The organism is Streptomyces sp. MCA2 (assembly GCF_023544705.1).
Lineage (GTDB): Bacteria > Actinomycetota > Actinomycetes > Streptomycetales > Streptomycetaceae > Streptomyces > Streptomyces decoyicus.
Genome location: NZ_JAMJFM010000047.1, coordinates 37,302 through 52,761, shown reverse-complemented (window position 1 = coordinate 52,761; position 15,460 = coordinate 37,302). Strand labels below are relative to the sequence as shown.

At 71.0% G+C, this 15,460-nt stretch carries 16 protein-coding genes; 15 read left to right on the top strand and 1 reads right to left on the bottom strand.

Features of this window, described 5'->3' with window-relative positions:
* Positions 1–7 precede the first annotated feature (7 nt).
* The 13 genes from M8I34_RS30990 (at position 8) to nusB (ending at position 12,862) form a co-directional block, all read left to right on the top strand.
* The gene (locus tag M8I34_RS30990) at positions 8–352 is read left to right on the top strand and encodes a DUF6167 family protein (RefSeq protein ID WP_030076408.1); all 345 of its coding nucleotides are present in this window, start codon (positions 8–10) and stop codon (positions 350–352) included.
* The gene (gene alaS / locus M8I34_RS30985; protein ID WP_250055031.1) at positions 352–3,021 is read left to right on the top strand and encodes an alanine--tRNA ligase; all 2,670 of its coding nucleotides are present in this window, start codon (positions 352–354) and stop codon (positions 3,019–3,021) included. Before M8I34_RS30990 ends, alaS begins: the two co-directional genes overlap by 1 nt.
* A gap of 14 nt (positions 3,022–3,035) precedes the next feature.
* Positions 3,036–3,500 carry a Holliday junction resolvase RuvX gene (gene ruvX / locus M8I34_RS30980; RefSeq protein ID WP_030076412.1) on the top strand — a complete coding sequence of 155 codons (465 nt, stop codon included), beginning with the start codon at positions 3,036–3,038 and terminating at the stop codon, positions 3,498–3,500.
* Between the two features lie 127 nt (positions 3,501–3,627).
* Positions 3,628–5,277, top strand: coding sequence for an endolytic transglycosylase MltG (mltG, locus tag M8I34_RS30975; RefSeq protein WP_250055029.1), 1,650 nt, complete (start codon positions 3,628–3,630; stop codon positions 5,275–5,277).
* Entirely contained in the window at positions 5,274–6,101 is an 828-nt protein-coding gene (locus M8I34_RS30970) for a shikimate dehydrogenase (protein ID WP_244415973.1), read from the top strand. Before mltG ends, M8I34_RS30970 begins: the two co-directional genes overlap by 4 nt.
* 139 nt (positions 6,102–6,240) lie before the next feature.
* Complete coding sequence (gene aroC, locus M8I34_RS30965; RefSeq protein ID WP_244415974.1) at positions 6,241–7,425, top strand: chorismate synthase; 1,185 nt, start codon at positions 6,241–6,243, stop codon at positions 7,423–7,425.
* The gene (locus M8I34_RS30960; RefSeq protein WP_244415975.1) at positions 7,422–7,979 is read left to right on the top strand and encodes a shikimate kinase; all 558 of its coding nucleotides are present in this window, start codon (positions 7,422–7,424) and stop codon (positions 7,977–7,979) included. Before aroC ends, M8I34_RS30960 begins: the two co-directional genes overlap by 4 nt.
* Complete coding sequence (gene aroB, locus M8I34_RS30955; protein ID WP_250055027.1) at positions 7,976–9,067, top strand: 3-dehydroquinate synthase; 1,092 nt, start codon at positions 7,976–7,978, stop codon at positions 9,065–9,067. Before M8I34_RS30960 ends, aroB begins: the two co-directional genes overlap by 4 nt.
* A complete protein-coding gene (gene aroQ, locus M8I34_RS30950; RefSeq protein ID WP_250055024.1) occupies positions 9,064–9,504 on the top strand; it encodes a type II 3-dehydroquinate dehydratase in 441 nt (146 codons plus the stop codon). The genes aroB and aroQ overlap by 4 nt, the downstream gene beginning before the upstream one ends.
* Positions 9,505–9,769: 265 nt before the next feature.
* Entirely contained in the window at positions 9,770–10,609 is an 840-nt protein-coding gene (locus M8I34_RS30945) for a Pro-rich N-terminal domain-containing protein (RefSeq protein ID WP_250055022.1), read from the top strand.
* 76 nt (positions 10,610–10,685) lie between these two features.
* Positions 10,686–11,792: an aminopeptidase P family protein gene (locus M8I34_RS30940; protein WP_250055020.1), complete on the top strand. Its 1,107-nt coding sequence runs from the start codon at positions 10,686–10,688 to the stop codon at positions 11,790–11,792.
* Between the two features lie 66 nt (positions 11,793–11,858).
* Positions 11,859–12,425: an elongation factor P gene (gene efp, locus M8I34_RS30935; RefSeq protein ID WP_030076436.1), complete on the top strand. Its 567-nt coding sequence runs from the start codon at positions 11,859–11,861 to the stop codon at positions 12,423–12,425.
* Between the two features lie 2 nt (positions 12,426–12,427).
* Positions 12,428–12,862, top strand: a complete 435-nt coding sequence (nusB, locus tag M8I34_RS30930; RefSeq protein WP_244415980.1) for a transcription antitermination factor NusB — start codon at positions 12,428–12,430, stop codon at positions 12,860–12,862.
* Between the two features lie 196 nt (positions 12,863–13,058).
* Here the strand turns inward: nusB and bldD are convergent, their stop codons facing one another.
* Entirely contained in the window at positions 13,059–13,559 is a 501-nt protein-coding gene (gene bldD / locus M8I34_RS30925; RefSeq protein WP_030076442.1) for a transcriptional regulator BldD, read from the bottom strand.
* A 221-nt stretch (positions 13,560–13,780) separates the two neighbouring features.
* Between bldD and pyrR the strand changes: the two genes are divergently transcribed.
* Together pyrR and M8I34_RS30915 are read left to right on the top strand one after the other, a co-directional pair.
* The gene (pyrR, locus tag M8I34_RS30920) at positions 13,781–14,371 is read left to right on the top strand and encodes a bifunctional pyr operon transcriptional regulator/uracil phosphoribosyltransferase PyrR (RefSeq protein WP_030987315.1); all 591 of its coding nucleotides are present in this window, start codon (positions 13,781–13,783) and stop codon (positions 14,369–14,371) included.
* A 93-nt stretch (positions 14,372–14,464) separates the two neighbouring features.
* Positions 14,465–15,460, top strand: coding sequence for an aspartate carbamoyltransferase catalytic subunit (locus tag M8I34_RS30915; protein ID WP_250055018.1), 996 nt, complete (start codon positions 14,465–14,467; stop codon positions 15,458–15,460).

Sequence of the window (15,460 nt, the reverse complement as noted above, 5' to 3'; positions counted from 1 at the left end):
CACAGCGATGTTCCGCCGCGCATTCTGGTTCACCACCGGCGCCGCCGCCGGCGTCTGGGCCACCAACAAGGTCCACCGCAAGCTGCGCAAGTTGCAGCCCGACAGCCTCGCCGCACAGGCCGCGGACAAGGCCGTCGAGACCGGACACCGGCTGCGCCAATTTGCATTGGACGTACGGACCGGAATGGCGGACCGTGAAGAGCAGCTGCACGAGGCCCTGGGCCTCGGCGGGACGGGCGAGGTGCGTGAGCTGCCCGCGCCTCGCCGCGCGGTGCTCGAATCGCAGTACCGCACCACGAGAACAACCGGATCTACCGGTCTGACCGGACCGACTGGAAAAGAGGACCACTGATGGAGTCGGCTGAAATCCGCCGCCGCTGGCTGCGCTTCTTCGAGGAGCGCGGGCACACCGTCGTGCCGTCGGCGTCGCTCATCGCGGACGACCCGACGCTGCTGCTCGTCAACGCGGGCATGGTCCCCTTCAAGCCGTACTTCCTCGGCGAGGTCAAGCCGCCCGCCCCGCGCGCCACCAGCGTCCAGAAGTGCGTCCGTACGCCGGACATCGAAGAGGTCGGCAAGACCACCCGGCACGGCACGTTCTTCCAGATGTGCGGCAACTTCTCCTTCGGCGACTACTTCAAGGAAGGCGCCATCAAGTACGCCTGGGAGCTGCTGACCGGCTCACAGGCCGACGGTGGCTACGCCCTCGACCCGGAGAAGCTCTGGATCACCGTCTACCTCGAGGACGACGAGGCCGAGCGCATCTGGCACGAGGTCATCGGGGTGCCCAAGGAGCGCATCCAGCGCCTGGGCAAGAAGGAGAACTACTGGTCCATGGGCGTCCCGGGCCCCTGCGGCCCGTGCTCCGAGATCAACTACGACCGCGGCCCGGAATTCGGCGTCGAGGGCGGCCCGGCCGTCAACGACGAGCGGTACGTGGAGATCTGGAACCTGGTCTTCATGCAGTACGAGCGGGGCCAGGGCACCGGCAAGGAGGATTTCGAGATCCTCGGCGAGCTGCCCAGCAAGAACATCGACACCGGCCTCGGCCTCGAGCGCCTGGCGATGATCCTCCAGGACGTCCCGAACATGTACGAGACGGACACCCTGCGGGTCGTCATCGACAAGGCCACCGAGCTGACCGGGGTCCGCTACGGCACCGCGCACGACAGCGATGTCTCGCTGCGCGTGGTCGCCGACCACATCCGTACGTCCACGATGCTCATCGGCGACGGCGTCACCCCCGGCAACGAGGGCCGCGGCTACGTCCTGCGCCGCATCATGCGCCGTGCCATCCGCAACATGCGGCTGCTCGGTGCCTCCGGCCTGGTCGTCGGCGAGCTGCTGGACGTGGTCATCAAGACCATGGGCCAGCAGTACCCGGAGCTGCTCGAGGACCGCCGCCGCATCGAGACGGTCGCCCTCGCCGAGGAGGCCGCCTTCGTCAAGACGCTGAAGGCCGGCACGAACATCCTCGACACCGCCGTCACCGAGACCAAGGCCTCCGGCGGCAAGGTCCTGGCCGGCGACAAGGCCTTCCTGCTCCACGACACCTGGGGCTTCCCGATCGACCTCACCCTCGAAATGGCCGCCGAACAGGGCCTGTCGGTGGACGAGGACGGCTTCCGCCGCCTGATGAAGGAGCAGCGGGAGCGCGCCAAGGCCGACGCCCAGTCCAAGAAGAGCGGCCACGCCGACCTGTCCGCCTACCGTGAGGTCGCCGACAAGTCCGGCGCCACGGAGTTCACCGGCTACAGCGCCACCGAGGGCGAGTCCGCCATCGTCGGCCTGCTGGTCAACGGCGTCCCGGCCCCCGCCGCCCATGAGGGCGACGAGGTCGAGGTCGTCCTGGACCGCACCCCGTTCTATGCCGAGGGCGGCGGCCAGCTCGCCGACACCGGCCGGATCAAGCTGGACTCCGGTGCCGTCGTCGAGGTCCGCGACGTCCAGCAGCCGGTGCCCGGTGTCACGGTTCACAAGGGCGCCGTCCAGGTCGGCGAGGTGGTGCTCGGCTCCGCCGCGTACGCCACCATCGACATCACCCGCCGGCGTGCCATCGCCCGCGCCCACAGCGCCACCCACCTCACCCACCAGGCGCTGCGCGACGCCCTCGGCCCGACGGCCGCGCAGGCCGGCTCGGAGAACTCCCCGGGCCGCTTCCGCTTCGACTTCGGTTCGCCGGCCGCCGTGCCCGGCGGAGTCCTCACGGACGTCGAGCAGAAGATCAACGAGGTGCTCTCCCGCGAGCTCGACGTGCACGCCGAGGTCATGAGCATGGAGGACGCCAAGAAGCAGGGCGCCATCGCCGAATTCGGCGAGAAGTACGGCGACCGCGTCCGCGTGGTCACCATCGGTGACTTCTCCAAGGAGCTGTGCGGCGGCACGCACGTCCACAACACCGCTCAGCTGGGTCTGGTGAAGCTGCTCGGTGAGTCCTCCATCGGCTCCGGCGTACGCCGCGTCGAGGCGCTGGTCGGTGTGGACGCCTACAAGTTCCTGGCCCGTGAGCACACCGTCGTCTCCCAGCTCACCGAGCTGGTCAAGGGACGCCCGGAGGAGCTGCCCGAGAAGATCTCCGGCGTCCTGGCCAAGCTGAAGGACGCCGAGAAGGAGATCGAGAAGTTCCGCGCCGAGAAGGTGCTCCAGGCCGCCGCCGGGCTGGCCGCGGGCGCCAAGGACGTCCGCGGTGTGGCGCTCGCCGCCGGTCAGGTCCCGGACGGCACCTCCGCCGACGATCTGCGCAAGCTGGTGCTCGATGTGCGCGGCCGGATCCCCGGCGACCGGGCCGCCGTGGTGGCGCTCTTCACGGTGGCGGGCGGCCGCCCGGTGACGGTCATCGCCACCAACGAGGCCGCCCGCGAGCGCGGCATCAAGGCCGGTGACCTGGTCCGTACGGCCGCCAAGACGCTCGGCGGCGGTGGCGGCGGCAAGCCGGACGTCGCCCAGGGCGGCGGCCAGAACGCCGCCGCGGTGCCCGAGGCCATCGAGGCCGTCGAGCGCCTCGTCGCCGAGGCGGCCTGACGCGCGTGAGTGAGATGCGACGCGGCCGACGCCTCGCGGTGGATGTCGGGGACGCCCGTATCGGGGTCGCCTCGTGCGACCCCGACGGGGTCCTCGCCACTCCCGTCGAGACCGTGCCGGGACGGGACGTTCCGTCAGCACATCGTCGTCTCAAGGCGATCGTCGACGAGTACGAACCCCTCGAAGTCGTGGTCGGCCTGCCCCGCTCCCTCAATGGGGGAGAGGGGCCGGCCGCGGCCAAGGTCCGGGCCTTCGCCCAGGAGATGGCCCGGAACATCGCACCCGTAGGGGTCCGGCTGGTCGACGAGCGGATGTCGACGGTCACCGCGACCCAGGGCCTGCGGGCCTCGGGCGTGCGGAGCAAGAAGGGCCGCTCGGTCGTCGACCAGGCGGCGGCGGTGGTCATCCTCCAGAGCGCACTGGAGACCGAACGCGTCTCCGGGGAACCTCCAGGCGAGTGCGTCGAAGTGGTCATCTGATCGCGGTACGGTAACGTTCCGCGCGATGTGCGGCGTTCGAACAGCCGCGCGTGCAAGTAGAGGCGGGTCGGGTACAGCAAGCGCGCTGCCAGGCCGGAGCGCACCGCCTCTCGGCTCTAGGGGATCGATGACCGAGTATGGCCGGGGCTACGGCTCCGAACCGTGGCACCCCGAGGACCCGCTCTACGGAGACCAGGGTTCCTCCGGAGGCCAGGCGCAGCAGCCTCAGTGGGACGGACAGCCGGCCCCCCGGTATCCCCAGCAGCAGGCCGACCCGTATGCCCAGCAGCACTACGACGGCGGCTGGGACACGCAGGGCGGGCAGCTGCCGTACGAGCCGTACGACCCCTACGGGCAGCAGCAGCCGCCGGTCGACCCGTACAGCGGTACGAGCCCCGACTACTACGCCACCCCCGACGCCTATCCGCCGCCGCAGCCTCAGCACCTCCGGCAGCAGCAGCAACAGCAGCAGTACCAGCAGCAGCCGCCGCACCCGCAGCAGCAGAACCCGCAGTATCCGCAGCAGACGGAGCCGCACTACGGCGAGGGCGACGGCGCCGGCGACGACTGGCGGGCCGAACCGGAACCGCGCGAGCCGGAGCCGGAGCATGCGTTCTTCGCGGGCGGCGACGACGACCACGACGACAACGACCCGCGCGAACAGCGCCGGGCCGGCCGCGAGCGCCGTGGCAAGAAGAACAAAAAACGGCGCAGCGGCACCGCCTGCCTGGTCGTCGCGCTGGTCTTCGCCGGGGCCGTGGGCACCGTCGGCTATTTCGGCTACGACTTCTTCATGGCGCACTTCGGCTCGGCCCCCGACTACGAGGGCGAGGGGTCCGGCGATGTCCAGGTCGACATCCCGGACGGTTCGACGCTCTCGGACATGGGCCAGATCCTCCAGCGCGAGGGCGTCATCAAGAGCGTCGGCGCCTTCACCGAGGCGGCCGGCGACAAGAGCCTCCAGGCCGGTACGTACTCGCTGCGCAAGCAGATGTCGGCGGCCTCGGCCATCGAGTTGATGCTGGACCCCAAGAGCCGTAACGGGCTGACGATCCGTGAGGGTCTGCGCTCCGCCGACGTCTACAAGCTCATCGACACCAAGCTGCACCTCAAGAAGGGCGCGACCGAGGGTGTCGCCGAGCGCGAGGCCAAGAACCTCGGGCTGCCGTCGTGGGCGAACAACTCCTCGAAGCTGAAGGACCCGCTGGAGGGATTCCTCTACCCCTCCACGTACAGCGTGGGCGGCAAGACGAAGCCGGCCGCGGTCCTGAAGCAGATGGTGGCGCGGGCGAACCAGGTCTATACGAAATACGACCTGGAAGGGAATGCGCGCAAGCTCAAGCTCGATTCGCCGATGCAGCTGCTCACCGTCGCCAGCCTCACGCAGGCCGAAGGCAAGTACAAGCATGACTTCGTCAAGGTCGCGCGCGTCGTCTACAACCGCCTCAAGCCGGACAACACCGAGACGTACGGCCTGCTGGACTTCGACTCGACGGTGAACTACGCCAAGTCGCAGAGCACCCTGGACACCGGATCCGTCGACAATCTGCGGAATTTCAACGATCCGTACAACACCTACAAGTTCAAGGGACTGCCGCCGGGCCCGATCGGCAATCCGGGTGAGGTGGCGCTCAAATCGGCCATCGCCCCGGAAAAGGGCAACTGGTACTACTTCGTCTCGATCAACCCGGAAAAGACGCTGTTCGCCGTGACGAACGAAGAGCACGAGCGGAACCGGCGCATCTACGAAAAGGAACAAGAGAAAAACAAGCAATGAGCGCCACACGTCGAGCCGCGGTCCTCGGCTCCCCGATTGCCCATTCCCTCTCGCCGGTGCTGCACCGCGCCGCCTACCGGGAACTGGGGCTGAGCGAGTGGACGTACGACCGCCACGAGGTCGACGAAGCGGCACTGCCCGCCTTCATGGAGCGCCTCGACGCCACCTGGGCGGGCCTGTCGCTCACCATGCCGCTCAAGCGCGCGGTGATCCCGCTGCTCGACGAGATCAGCGCCACCGCGGCCTCGGTCGAGGCGGTGAACACCGTCGTCCTCACCGCCGACGGGCGCCGCCACGGCGACAACACCGATATCCCGGGCATGCTCGCCGCGCTGCGCGAACGCGGCGTGCGGCAGGTCGAGCGGGCGTCGGTCCTGGGCGCCGGCGCCACCGCCTCCTCGGCGCTCGCCGCGCTCTCCCGGATCTGCACCGGCGAGGTCACCGCGTACGTCCGCAGCCGGGCGCGGGCCGACGAGATGCGCGGCTGGGGCGAGCGGCTGGGCGTCACGGTCCGCACCGCCGCCTGGGAGGACGCCGCCGCGGCGTTCGAGGCGCCGCTGACCATCGCCACGACCCCGGCGGGCACCACCGACGCGCTCGCCGCGGCCGTCCCCGAGCGGCCCGGCACGCTCTTCGACGTCCTCTACGAGCCCTGGCCGACGACGCTGGCCACCGCCTGGGCCGCCCGTGGCGGCGCCGTGGTCGGCGGCCTGGACCTGCTGGTCCACCAGGCCGTACTCCAGGTGGAGCAGATGACGGGGCGGTCCCCGGCGCCGCTGGCCGCGATGCGCACGGCCGGCGAGGCGGCGCTCGCCGCCCGCTGACCCGTCCGGTCCGTCCCGCCCCGTCCCTTCCGTCCTCACGCGCCCGGTCCGCCCGCTGGACTGGGCGCCGCCCGTCGGGCGCGACGTGGGAGGATCGGGGGAAGACCGTATGCGGATGAGCAGTACATGAGGAGCACCGTTGAGCAGGTTGCGCTGGCTGACGGCGGGGGAGTCGCACGGCCCCGCACTCGTGGCGACGCTGGAGGGCCTTCCGGCCGGAGTCCCGATCACCACGGAGATGGTGGCGGACGCCCTGGCCCGGCGCCGGCTCGGCTACGGCCGCGGTGCCCGGATGAAGTTCGAGCAGGACCAGGTCACGTTCCTGGGCGGGGTGCGGCACGGCCTGTCGCTGGGCTCGCCGGTGGCCGTGATGGTCGGCAACACCGAGTGGCCCAAGTGGGAGCAGGTGATGGCGGCCGACCCGGTGGACGCGGAGGAGCTGGCCGCGCTGGCCCGTAACGCGCCGCTGACCCGTCCCCGCCCCGGCCACGCCGACCTCGCCGGGATGCAGAAGTACGGCTTCGACGAGGCCCGCCCGATCCTGGAGCGCGCCTCCGCCCGCGAGACCGCCGCCCGGGTCGCCCTGGGAGCCGTCGCCCGTTCCTTCCTCAAGGAGACGGCCGGCATCGAGATCGTCTCGCACGTCGTCGAGCTGGCCGCGGCCAAGGCCCCGTACGGGGTCTACCCGAAGCCCTCCGACGTGGAGAAGCTGGACGCCGACCCGGTGCGCTGCCTGGACGCGGACGCGAGCAAGGCGATGGTGGCCGAGATCGACCAGGCCCACAAGGACGGCGACACCCTCGGCGGCGTGGTCGAGGTGCTGGCGTACGGCGTGCCCGTGGGCCTCGGCTCGCACGTCCACTGGGACCGGCGTCTGGACGCCCGGCTGGCGTCCGCCCTCATGGGCATCCAGGCGATCAAGGGCGTCGAGGTCGGTGACGGCTTCGACCTGGCGCGGGTGCCGGGCTCGAAGGCCCATGACGAGATCCTCTCGACCGACGACGGGATCAAGCGCAGCTCGGGCCGCTCCGGCGGCACCGAGGGCGGGCTGACGACCGGCGAGCTGCTGCGGGTGCGCGCCGCGATGAAGCCGATCGCGACGGTGCCGAAGGCGCTGGCGACCATCGATGTGACCACCGGTGAGGCGGCCAAGGCGCACCACCAGCGCTCGGACGTCTGCGCGGTGCCCGCCGCGGGCATCGTCGCCGAGGCGATGGTGGCCCTCGTGCTGGCGGACGCGGTGCTGGAGAAGTTCGGCGGCGACAGCGTGCCCGAGACCCGCCGCAATGTGCGCAGCTTCCTCGACAACCTGGCGATCAAATGACGTCCCCGCTCGTCGTGCTGGTCGGCCCGCCCGGGGCCGGCAAGTCGACGGTGGGCGCGCTGCTGGCCGACCGGCTGGGCGTCGGCTACCGGGACACCGACGCCGACATCGTCGCCACGGCCGGCCGGCCGATCGCCGAGATCTTCATCGACGAGGGCGAGCCGCACTTCCGCGCACTGGAGCGGACCGCGGTGCGTGACGCGCTGGAGAGCCACCCGGGCGTGCTCTCGCTCGGCGGTGGCGCGATCCTGGACGACGGCACCCGCAAGCTGCTGGCCGGCCTGCCGGTGGTCTTCCTGGACGTCCAACTCGCCGATGCCGTCAAGCGGGTGGGCCTCGACGCGCCCCGCCCGCTGCTGGCCGTCAACCCGCGGAAGCAGTGGCGTGAGCTGATGGAACGCCGCCGCCCGCTGTACACCGAGGTGGCGCGCGCCGTGATCAGCACGGCGGAGCGCACCCCCGCGCAGGTCGCCGAGGCGATCCTGGACGCTTTGGAGCTACGGCAGGCCGCGGGGCAGACCCCGCCGGCCGCCCACAGGGAGGAACAGGCATGACGGAGCAGGCCACCCGTATCCAGGTCGGCGGCACGGCGGGCACCGACCCGTACGAGGTGCTCGTCGGGCGGCAGCTGCTCGGCGAACTCCCGGGTCTGATCGGCGACGGCGCGAAGCGGGTCGCGGTGCTGCACCCGGAGGCGCTGGCCGCCACCGGCGAGGCGCTGCGCGAGGACCTGGCCTCCCAGGGCTACGAGGCGATCGCCGTCCAGCTGCCGAACGCCGAGGAGTCCAAGACCGCCGAGGTCGCGGCGTACTGCTGGAAGGCGCTCGGCCAGTCCGGCTTCACCCGCAGCGATGTGCTCGTCGGTGTCGGCGGCGGCGCCACCACCGACCTGGCCGGCTTCGTCGCCGCGACCTGGCTGCGCGGAGTGCGCTGGATCGCGGTGCCGACGACGGTCCTGGGCATGGTGGACGCGGCGGTCGGCGGCAAGACCGGCATCAACACCGCCGAGGGCAAGAACCTCGTCGGCGCCTTCCACCCGCCGGCCGGAGTCCTCTGCGACCTGGCCGCGCTCGACTCGCTGCCGGTGCACGACTACGTCTCCGGTCTGGCCGAGGTCATCAAGGCCGGCTTCATCGCCGACCCGGCGATCCTCGAACTGATCGAGTCGGACCCGGAGGCCGCCAAGCGCCCGGACGGTGCGCACACCGCCGAGCTGATCGAGCGGGCGATCCGGGTCAAGGCCGAGGTGGTCTCCGCGGACCTCAAGGAGTCCGGTCTGCGCGAGATCCTCAACTACGGCCACACCCTGGCGCACGCCATCGAGAAGAACGAGCGCTACAACTGGCGGCACGGCGCGGCCGTCTCCGTCGGCATGGTCTTCGCCGCCGAACTCGGCCGGATCGCCGGCCGCCTGGACGACGCCACCGCCGACCGGCACCGCTCCGTCCTGGAGTCCGTCGGGCTGCCGCTGACCTACCGCGGTGACCAGTGGCCCAAGCTGCTGGAGACCATGAAGGTCGACAAGAAGTCCCGCGGTGACCGGCTGCGCTTCATCGTCCTGGACGGCCTCGCCAAGCCGACCGTCCTGGAGGGCCCGGACCCGGCCATGCTGCTCGCCGCGCACGCGGAGATCGCGGCGTGACCCGCCGGGTGCTGGTCCTCAACGGCCCCAACCTCGGCCGGCTGGGCTCCCGTGAACCCGATGTCTACGGCGCCACGTCCTACACCGGGCTGGTCGAGGAGTGCACCCGGCTGGGCAAGGAGCTGGGGTTCGAGGCCGAGGTCCGGGAGACCAACGACGAGGGGGAGATGATCCGCTGGCTGCACGAGGCCGCCGACGGACGCATTCCGGTCGTCATCAACCCCGGTGCCTTCACGCACTATTCGTACGGCATGCGGGACGCGGCCGCCCAGCGCACCGCCCCGCTGATCGAGGTGCACATCTCGAACCCGTACGCGCGCGAGGAGTTCCGCCACAATTCGGTCCTCGCGGCCGTCGCCAGCGGTACGATCGCCGGCTTCGGCATCGGCTCGTACCGTCTCGCGCTCCGTGCGCTGGCCGAGGAACTGGACGGCTGACCCTCCCCACGGAACGTCACTCCACCCCCGGCCGTTCCTGTGCCGAGCGCCGGGGGAGGAGGCCCTCCGGCCGCGGCCGGGAGGGTACCGTTCGCAGCAGCACCGCCCACGCCGACGGCCGTGGGGCACAACGGCCCCTCCGGGCCGGTGGGTTACCGCAGGACGCACCGGGCAGCCGAGCCCCGGCGTCCGGTCGGCAGCCCCGCCCGACGTCGGCCGACGGAGCACCGCACCACATCGACCGCACGAGACGGAGAGCCACCGGATGCAGTACGCAGTGGGGGCTCCGCTGCCACCGCCCCGCGGGCAGGCATCACCCGGTGCCGCCATGAACTGGACGCCCGACCCGGGACAGCACACCCCGCCCGCTTCGCCGCCGGCCCCGCCTCCGCCCGCGCCGCAGCCCGCCCCCGGTCAGGGCTGGCACGGGCCCGCGCCCCAGCAGGCCCCGCACAGCACGGACATCACCGGCCATGTGCAGCTTCCCCCGGCCGCCCCGGTGCCGCTGCCCAGCCCGCCCACCGACACCGCAGCGCCGGACGCCACGCTGGCGGCCGTCGCGGTGCTGCTCATCGGTCCGGCCGGGGCCGGCAAGACCAGCGTGGCGCGCCACTGGGCCGACAGCCGGCGGGTGCCGACCGCGCACATCAGCCTCGACGACGTCCGCGAATGGGTCCGGTCCGGGTTCGCGGATCCGCAGGCCGGCTGGAACGACCACTCCGAGGCCCAGTACCGCCTCGCCCGCCGCACCTGCGGCTTCGCGGCCCGCAACTTCCTCGCCAACGGCATCTCCTGCATCCTCGACGACGCCGTCTTCCCCGACCGCCCGGTCGTCGGCCTCGGCGGCTGGAAGCGCCATGTGGGCCCCGGCCTGCTGCCGATCGTGCTGCTGCCCGGCCTGGAGATCGTCCTGGAGCGCAATGCCCGGCGCAGCGGCAACCGCCGGCTGTCCGACGAAGAAGTGGCCAGGATCCACGGGCGGATGGCCGGCTGGTACGGCTCGGGCCTGCCGATCATCGACAACTCCCAGCACGACGTCGCCACGACCGTGCGGGTGCTGGACGACGTCGTCGCCCGCAGCATCGCCAGCCCGCCGAGCTGGTAGCGGGCGGCACCGGCCCGGTCCCCCGGGCGGCCCCGCTCGACCGGCCGCCTCGGGGGAGCGGCCGTACCCTCGTGATATGTCCGAGTTGTACGCGGCCCGACGCACGCGGCTGCGCGATCGCGTAGCCGGGGCCGGAAGTGCCGCCGCACTGATCTCGCGCCCCGCGAACGTCCGCTACCTCACGGGCTGCGCACCGCCCGGCGCCGCGCTGCTGCTCGGTCCGGCCGACGATGTGCTGCTGTGCGGCAGACCGCTGAGCGGTGATCCCGCCGAGGGCCGGCCGGCCGACGACGTGCGGGTGTCGGTGCTGCCCAGCCGCGGTGGCGACCCGGTCGTGGCCGGCGCCGACCTGGCCGCGACGGCCGGTGCGGACACCCTGGCCGTCGAGGAGCACCACCTCACCGTCACCCGGCACCGTGCGCTCTCCCAGGTCGCGCCCCGGCTGCGGCTGACCGACCTGGCCTGCGCGGTCGAGGGGCAGCGGCTGGTGAAGGACGACGAGGAGATCGCCTGTCTGCGGATCGCCGCCGAGATCGCCGACCAGGCCCTGGGGGAGCTCCTCGAATCGATCCTGGTCGGCCGCACCGAGCGGCATCTCGCGCTGGAACTGGAGCGCAGGCTGGTCGACCACGGCGCGGACGGCCCGGCCTTCCCCACGTCCGTCGGGACCGGCCCGAACGCCGGCCGCTCCGGACATCTGCCCACCGACCGGCGGGTCGAGGAGGGCGACTTCCTCAGTGTCTGCCTGGGCGCCAATTACCGTGGCTACCGTTGTGAGATCGGCCGGACCTTCGTCATCGGCACCACGCCCTCGGACTGGCAGATCGAGCTGTACGACCTTGTTTTCGCAGCCCAGCGGGCCGGTCGCGAGGCGCTGGCGCCGGGTGTGGAGTGCCGTGACGTGGACCGGGTGACCCGCCATGTGCTGGACGCGGCGGGGTACGGTGAGCGGCTCGGGGCGTGGACCGGGCACGGTGTGGGACTCGAAATCGACGAGGACCCTCAATTGTCGCCTGCGGCCATGGGTAAACTGGACGCTTGCGTGCCGGTCACCGTCGAGCCGGGGGTTCACATCCCGGGCCGTGGGGGTGTCCGGATCGACGACACCCTCGTCGTCCGCCCCGAGGCGGACGGCGGACCCGAGCTACTCACGATCACGACCAAGGAGCTGCTCGCGCTGTGAGCCCCACGGCTTGCGGCGTACGGCTTCGAGGTACCCACCACCTGCAGTCCAGGAGATTCCGCAACCGTGGCTTCCACGAACGACCTCAAGAACGGCCTGGTGCTCAAGCTCGAAGGGGGCCAGCTCTGGTCCGTCGTCGAGTTCCAGCACGTCAAGCCCGGTAAGGGCCCGGCCTTCGTCCGCACCAAGCTGAAGAATGTGCTCTCCGGCAAGGTGGTGGACAAGACCTTCAACGCCGGTGTGAAGGTCGAGACGGCCACTGTCGACAAGCGTGGGATGCAGTTCTCGTACATGGACGGCGAGTACTTCGTCTTCATGGACATGGACACCTACGACCAGCTGATGGTCGACCGCAAGGCCGTCGGTGACGCCGCGAACTTCCTCCTCGAGGGCTTCGAGGCCGTCGTGGCGCAGCACGAGGGCGAGGTGCTCTACGTCGAGCTGCCGGCCGCCGTCGAGCTCGTCATCCAGCACACCGAGCCCGGCGTCCAGGGCGACCGCTCCACCGGTGGCTCCAAGCCCGCCACCCTGGAGACCGGCTACGAGATCCAGGTGCCGCTCTTCATCACCGAGGGCGAGAAGATCAAGGTCGACACTCGCACGGGCGACTACCTCGGCCGGGTGAACAGCTAACCGTGGCTGCCCGTACCAAGGCCCGTAAGCGCGCCTTCCAGATTCTCTTCGAGGCCGACCAGCGCGGTGCCGATGTGCAGTCCGTGCTCGCGGACTGGATGCGGCACGCCCGGACCGACCCACGGCAGCCGCCGGTGAACGAATACACCCTCCAGTTGGTCGAGGGGTACGCGGATCATGTGGCCCGCATCGACGAGCTGATCTCCACCTACGCGGTCGACTGGGACCTCGACCGGATGCCGGCGGCCGACCGCAGCATTCTGCGGCTCGGCGCCTATGAGCTGCTCTGGGTGGACGACACGCCGGACGCCGTGGCGCTCGACGAAGCAGTGCAGCTCGCCAGGGAGTTCTCCACGGACGATTCCCCGGCCTTCGTCAACGGCCTCCTCGGCCGGTTCAAGGAGCTGAAGCCGAGCCTGCGGCGCGAGGCGCAGTAGGCGGTCGGCAGAGCGTGTGAACGGGCCCGGAGCGATGGGTGATGCTCCGGGCCCTTCGCATGCCCGCAGAACGGCGTACGGGGGCTCTCCTGGCACATTGCGCGCCGCCGGTGTGCGCCGTCAGTGCGCCGGTACGCAGAAACCGCCGCCCGGAAGGCCGGAGCGGCGGTACGTTTCTGCTGGTGGTGCGGGGGGCTCAGAGCTCGTCGTGCTGCACGGCGCGGCGTGCTTCGGCGTCGAGCACGCCCCAGCTGATCAGCTGCTCGGTCAGCACCGAGGGCGACTGGTCGTAGATGACCGCGAGGGTGCGCAGGTCGTCCTGGCGGATCGAGAGGACCTTGCCGTTGTAGTCACCGCGCTGGCTCTGGATGGTGGCGGCGTAGCGCTGGAGCGGGCCGGCCTTCTCCTGCGGGACATGGGCGAGGCGCTCCAGGTCGAGCACCAGCTTCGGCGGCGGCTCGGCCGCTCCGCCCGGTGTCGTGCCCGGCAGCAGTTCCTGCACCGGGACGCCGTAGAAGTCCGCCAGCTCGGCAAGGCGCTGTACGGTCACGGCACGGTCGCCGCGCTCGTACGAACCCACCACCACGGCCTTCCAGCGGCCCTGGGACTTCTCCTCGACGCCGTGGAGAGAAAGTCCCTGCTGGGTGCGGATGGCACGGAGCTTGGCCCCGAGCTGTTTGGCGTATTCGCTGGACATAAAACTCCCCAGACGGCTGTATCGACATGCGGCTCCGCCGCGGGCTGGTAACTCACTGTGAGGTTACGCAGCGTAATCTGACTTCGTCAAGCGGAACGGGGCAGACCCTCACCCGTCAGGGGTGCGGACGGCTCCTGAGGGCGCTCCTGGTAGCCTGGGCTGCGTAATTTCGACGTCCTTTAAGGTCCGTCCCGTGAGGCGGAGAAGGAGGTCCGTTTCATATGGACGCAAGCAGTTCCGACACGACAGCTCAGCTCCCCGCACGGCCGGTGCTCGAAGGCCCGGACATCGCGCGGATGCTCACCCGTATCGCCCATGAAATCGTCGAGCGCGCCAAGGGCGCGGACGATGTGGTGCTCCTGGGGATCCCCACCCGCGGCGTCTTCCTCGCCCGGCGGCTCGCTGCCAAGCTCGAAGAGATCACCGGCCGTACGGTCCCGGTCGGCTCGCTCGACATCACGATGTACCGCGACGACCTGCGCCTGGGCCCGGCCCGCACGCTCGCCCGCACGGACATCCCCGCCGACGGCGTCGAGGGCCGCGTGGTCCTGCTCGTCGACGACGTCCTCTTCTCCGGCCGCACCATCCGCGCCGCGCTGGACGCCCTGGGCGACATCGGACGGCCGCGCGCCGTGCAGCTGGCGGTCCTCGTCGACCGCGGCCACCGCGAACTGCCGATCCGCGCCGACTACGTAGGCAAGAACCTCCCCACGTCGCTGCGGGAGACGGTCAAGGTCCAGCTCACCGAGGAGGACGGCCGGGACGCCGTGCTGCTCGGCCTGAAGCACACCGCCCCGGCCGGCGAGCGTTAGCGCACCGCTGACGGACCCGGTGACCCCGGGCCCGCAGGCATGCCTGCTCGACGGACATTCCCGTACACCTCCTTCACTCACGGAGAAAACCGGATGAAGCGTCACCTCATCTCGGCCGCCGACCTCACGCGCGACGACGCCGTTCTGATCCTCGACACCGCCGAGGAGATGGCCCGGGTCGCCGACCGGCCGATCAAGAAGCTCCCCACCCTGCGCGGACGCACCGTCGTCAACCTCTTCTTCGAGGACTCGACCCGCACCCGTATCTCGTTCGAAGCCGCGGCGAAGCGCCTCTCCGCCGACGTCATCAACTTCTCCGCCAAGGGCTCGTCGGTCTCCAAGGGCGAGTCGCTCAAGGACACCGCCCTCACCCTGGAGGCGATGGGCGCGGACGCCGTCGTCATCCGGCACCACGACTCCGGCGCCCCGCACCGCCTGGCGACCTCCGGCTGGATCGGCGGCTCCGTGGTCAACGCCGGTGACGGCACCCACGAACACCCCACCCAGGCACTGCTCGACGCCTTCACGATGCGCCGCCGCCTGGTCGGCGCCGACGCGGGCGTGGGCCAGGACCTCTCCGGCCGCCGCATCACCATCGTCGGCGACATCCTGCACAGCCGGGTCGCCCGCTCCAACGTCCATCTGCTGACCACGCTCGGCGCCGAGGTCACCCTGGTCGCACCGCCGACACTGGTGCCGATCGGCGTGGAGCAGTGGCCCTGCGAGGTCTCGTACGACCTGGACGCCGTGGTCGCCAAGTCCGACGCGGTGATGATGCTGCGCGTCCAGCGCGAGCGGATGAACGCGGCGTTCTTCCCGACGGAGCGGGAGTACGCGCGGCGCTACGGTCTCGACGGCGACCGGATGGCCCGTATGCCCGAGCACGCGATCGTGATGCACCCCGGGCCGATGAACCGCGGCATGGAGATCACCGCCCAGGTCGCCGACTCGCCCCGTTGCACCGCCGTCGAACAGGTCACCAACGGCGTCAGCATCCGGATGGCCGTTCTCTATCTGCTTCTGGGCGGCAACGAGCCCGCCCTCACCGCCGGCAACGGCACCAGCATGCGCACCGAGGAGAGCAAGTAA

What these genes read in the sequence shown, in the direction of transcription:
- M8I34_RS30990 (WP_030076408.1), top strand. Translation starts at nt 8, where the DNA reads ATGTTCCGCCGCGCATTCTGGTTCACCACCGGCGCCGCCGCCGGCGTC.
- alaS (WP_250055031.1), top strand. Translation starts at nt 352, where the DNA reads ATGGAGTCGGCTGAAATCCGCCGCCGCTGGCTGCGCTTCTTCGAGGAG.
- ruvX (WP_030076412.1), top strand. Translation starts at nt 3,036, where the DNA reads ATGCGACGCGGCCGACGCCTCGCGGTGGATGTCGGGGACGCCCGTATC.
- mltG (WP_250055029.1), top strand. Translation starts at nt 3,628, where the DNA reads ATGACCGAGTATGGCCGGGGCTACGGCTCCGAACCGTGGCACCCCGAG.
- M8I34_RS30970 (WP_244415973.1), top strand. Translation starts at nt 5,274, where the DNA reads ATGAGCGCCACACGTCGAGCCGCGGTCCTCGGCTCCCCGATTGCCCAT.
- M8I34_RS30960 (WP_244415975.1), top strand. Translation starts at nt 7,422, where the DNA reads ATGACGTCCCCGCTCGTCGTGCTGGTCGGCCCGCCCGGGGCCGGCAAG.
- aroB (WP_250055027.1), top strand. Translation starts at nt 7,976, where the DNA reads ATGACGGAGCAGGCCACCCGTATCCAGGTCGGCGGCACGGCGGGCACC.
- M8I34_RS30945 (WP_250055022.1), top strand. Translation starts at nt 9,770, where the DNA reads ATGCAGTACGCAGTGGGGGCTCCGCTGCCACCGCCCCGCGGGCAGGCA.
- M8I34_RS30940 (WP_250055020.1), top strand. Translation starts at nt 10,686, where the DNA reads ATGTCCGAGTTGTACGCGGCCCGACGCACGCGGCTGCGCGATCGCGTA.
- bldD (WP_030076442.1), bottom strand. Translation starts at nt 13,559, where the DNA reads ATGTCCAGCGAATACGCCAAACAGCTCGGGGCCAAGCTCCGTGCCATC.
- pyrR (WP_030987315.1), top strand. Translation starts at nt 13,781, where the DNA reads ATGGACGCAAGCAGTTCCGACACGACAGCTCAGCTCCCCGCACGGCCG.
- M8I34_RS30915 (WP_250055018.1), top strand. Translation starts at nt 14,465, where the DNA reads ATGAAGCGTCACCTCATCTCGGCCGCCGACCTCACGCGCGACGACGCC.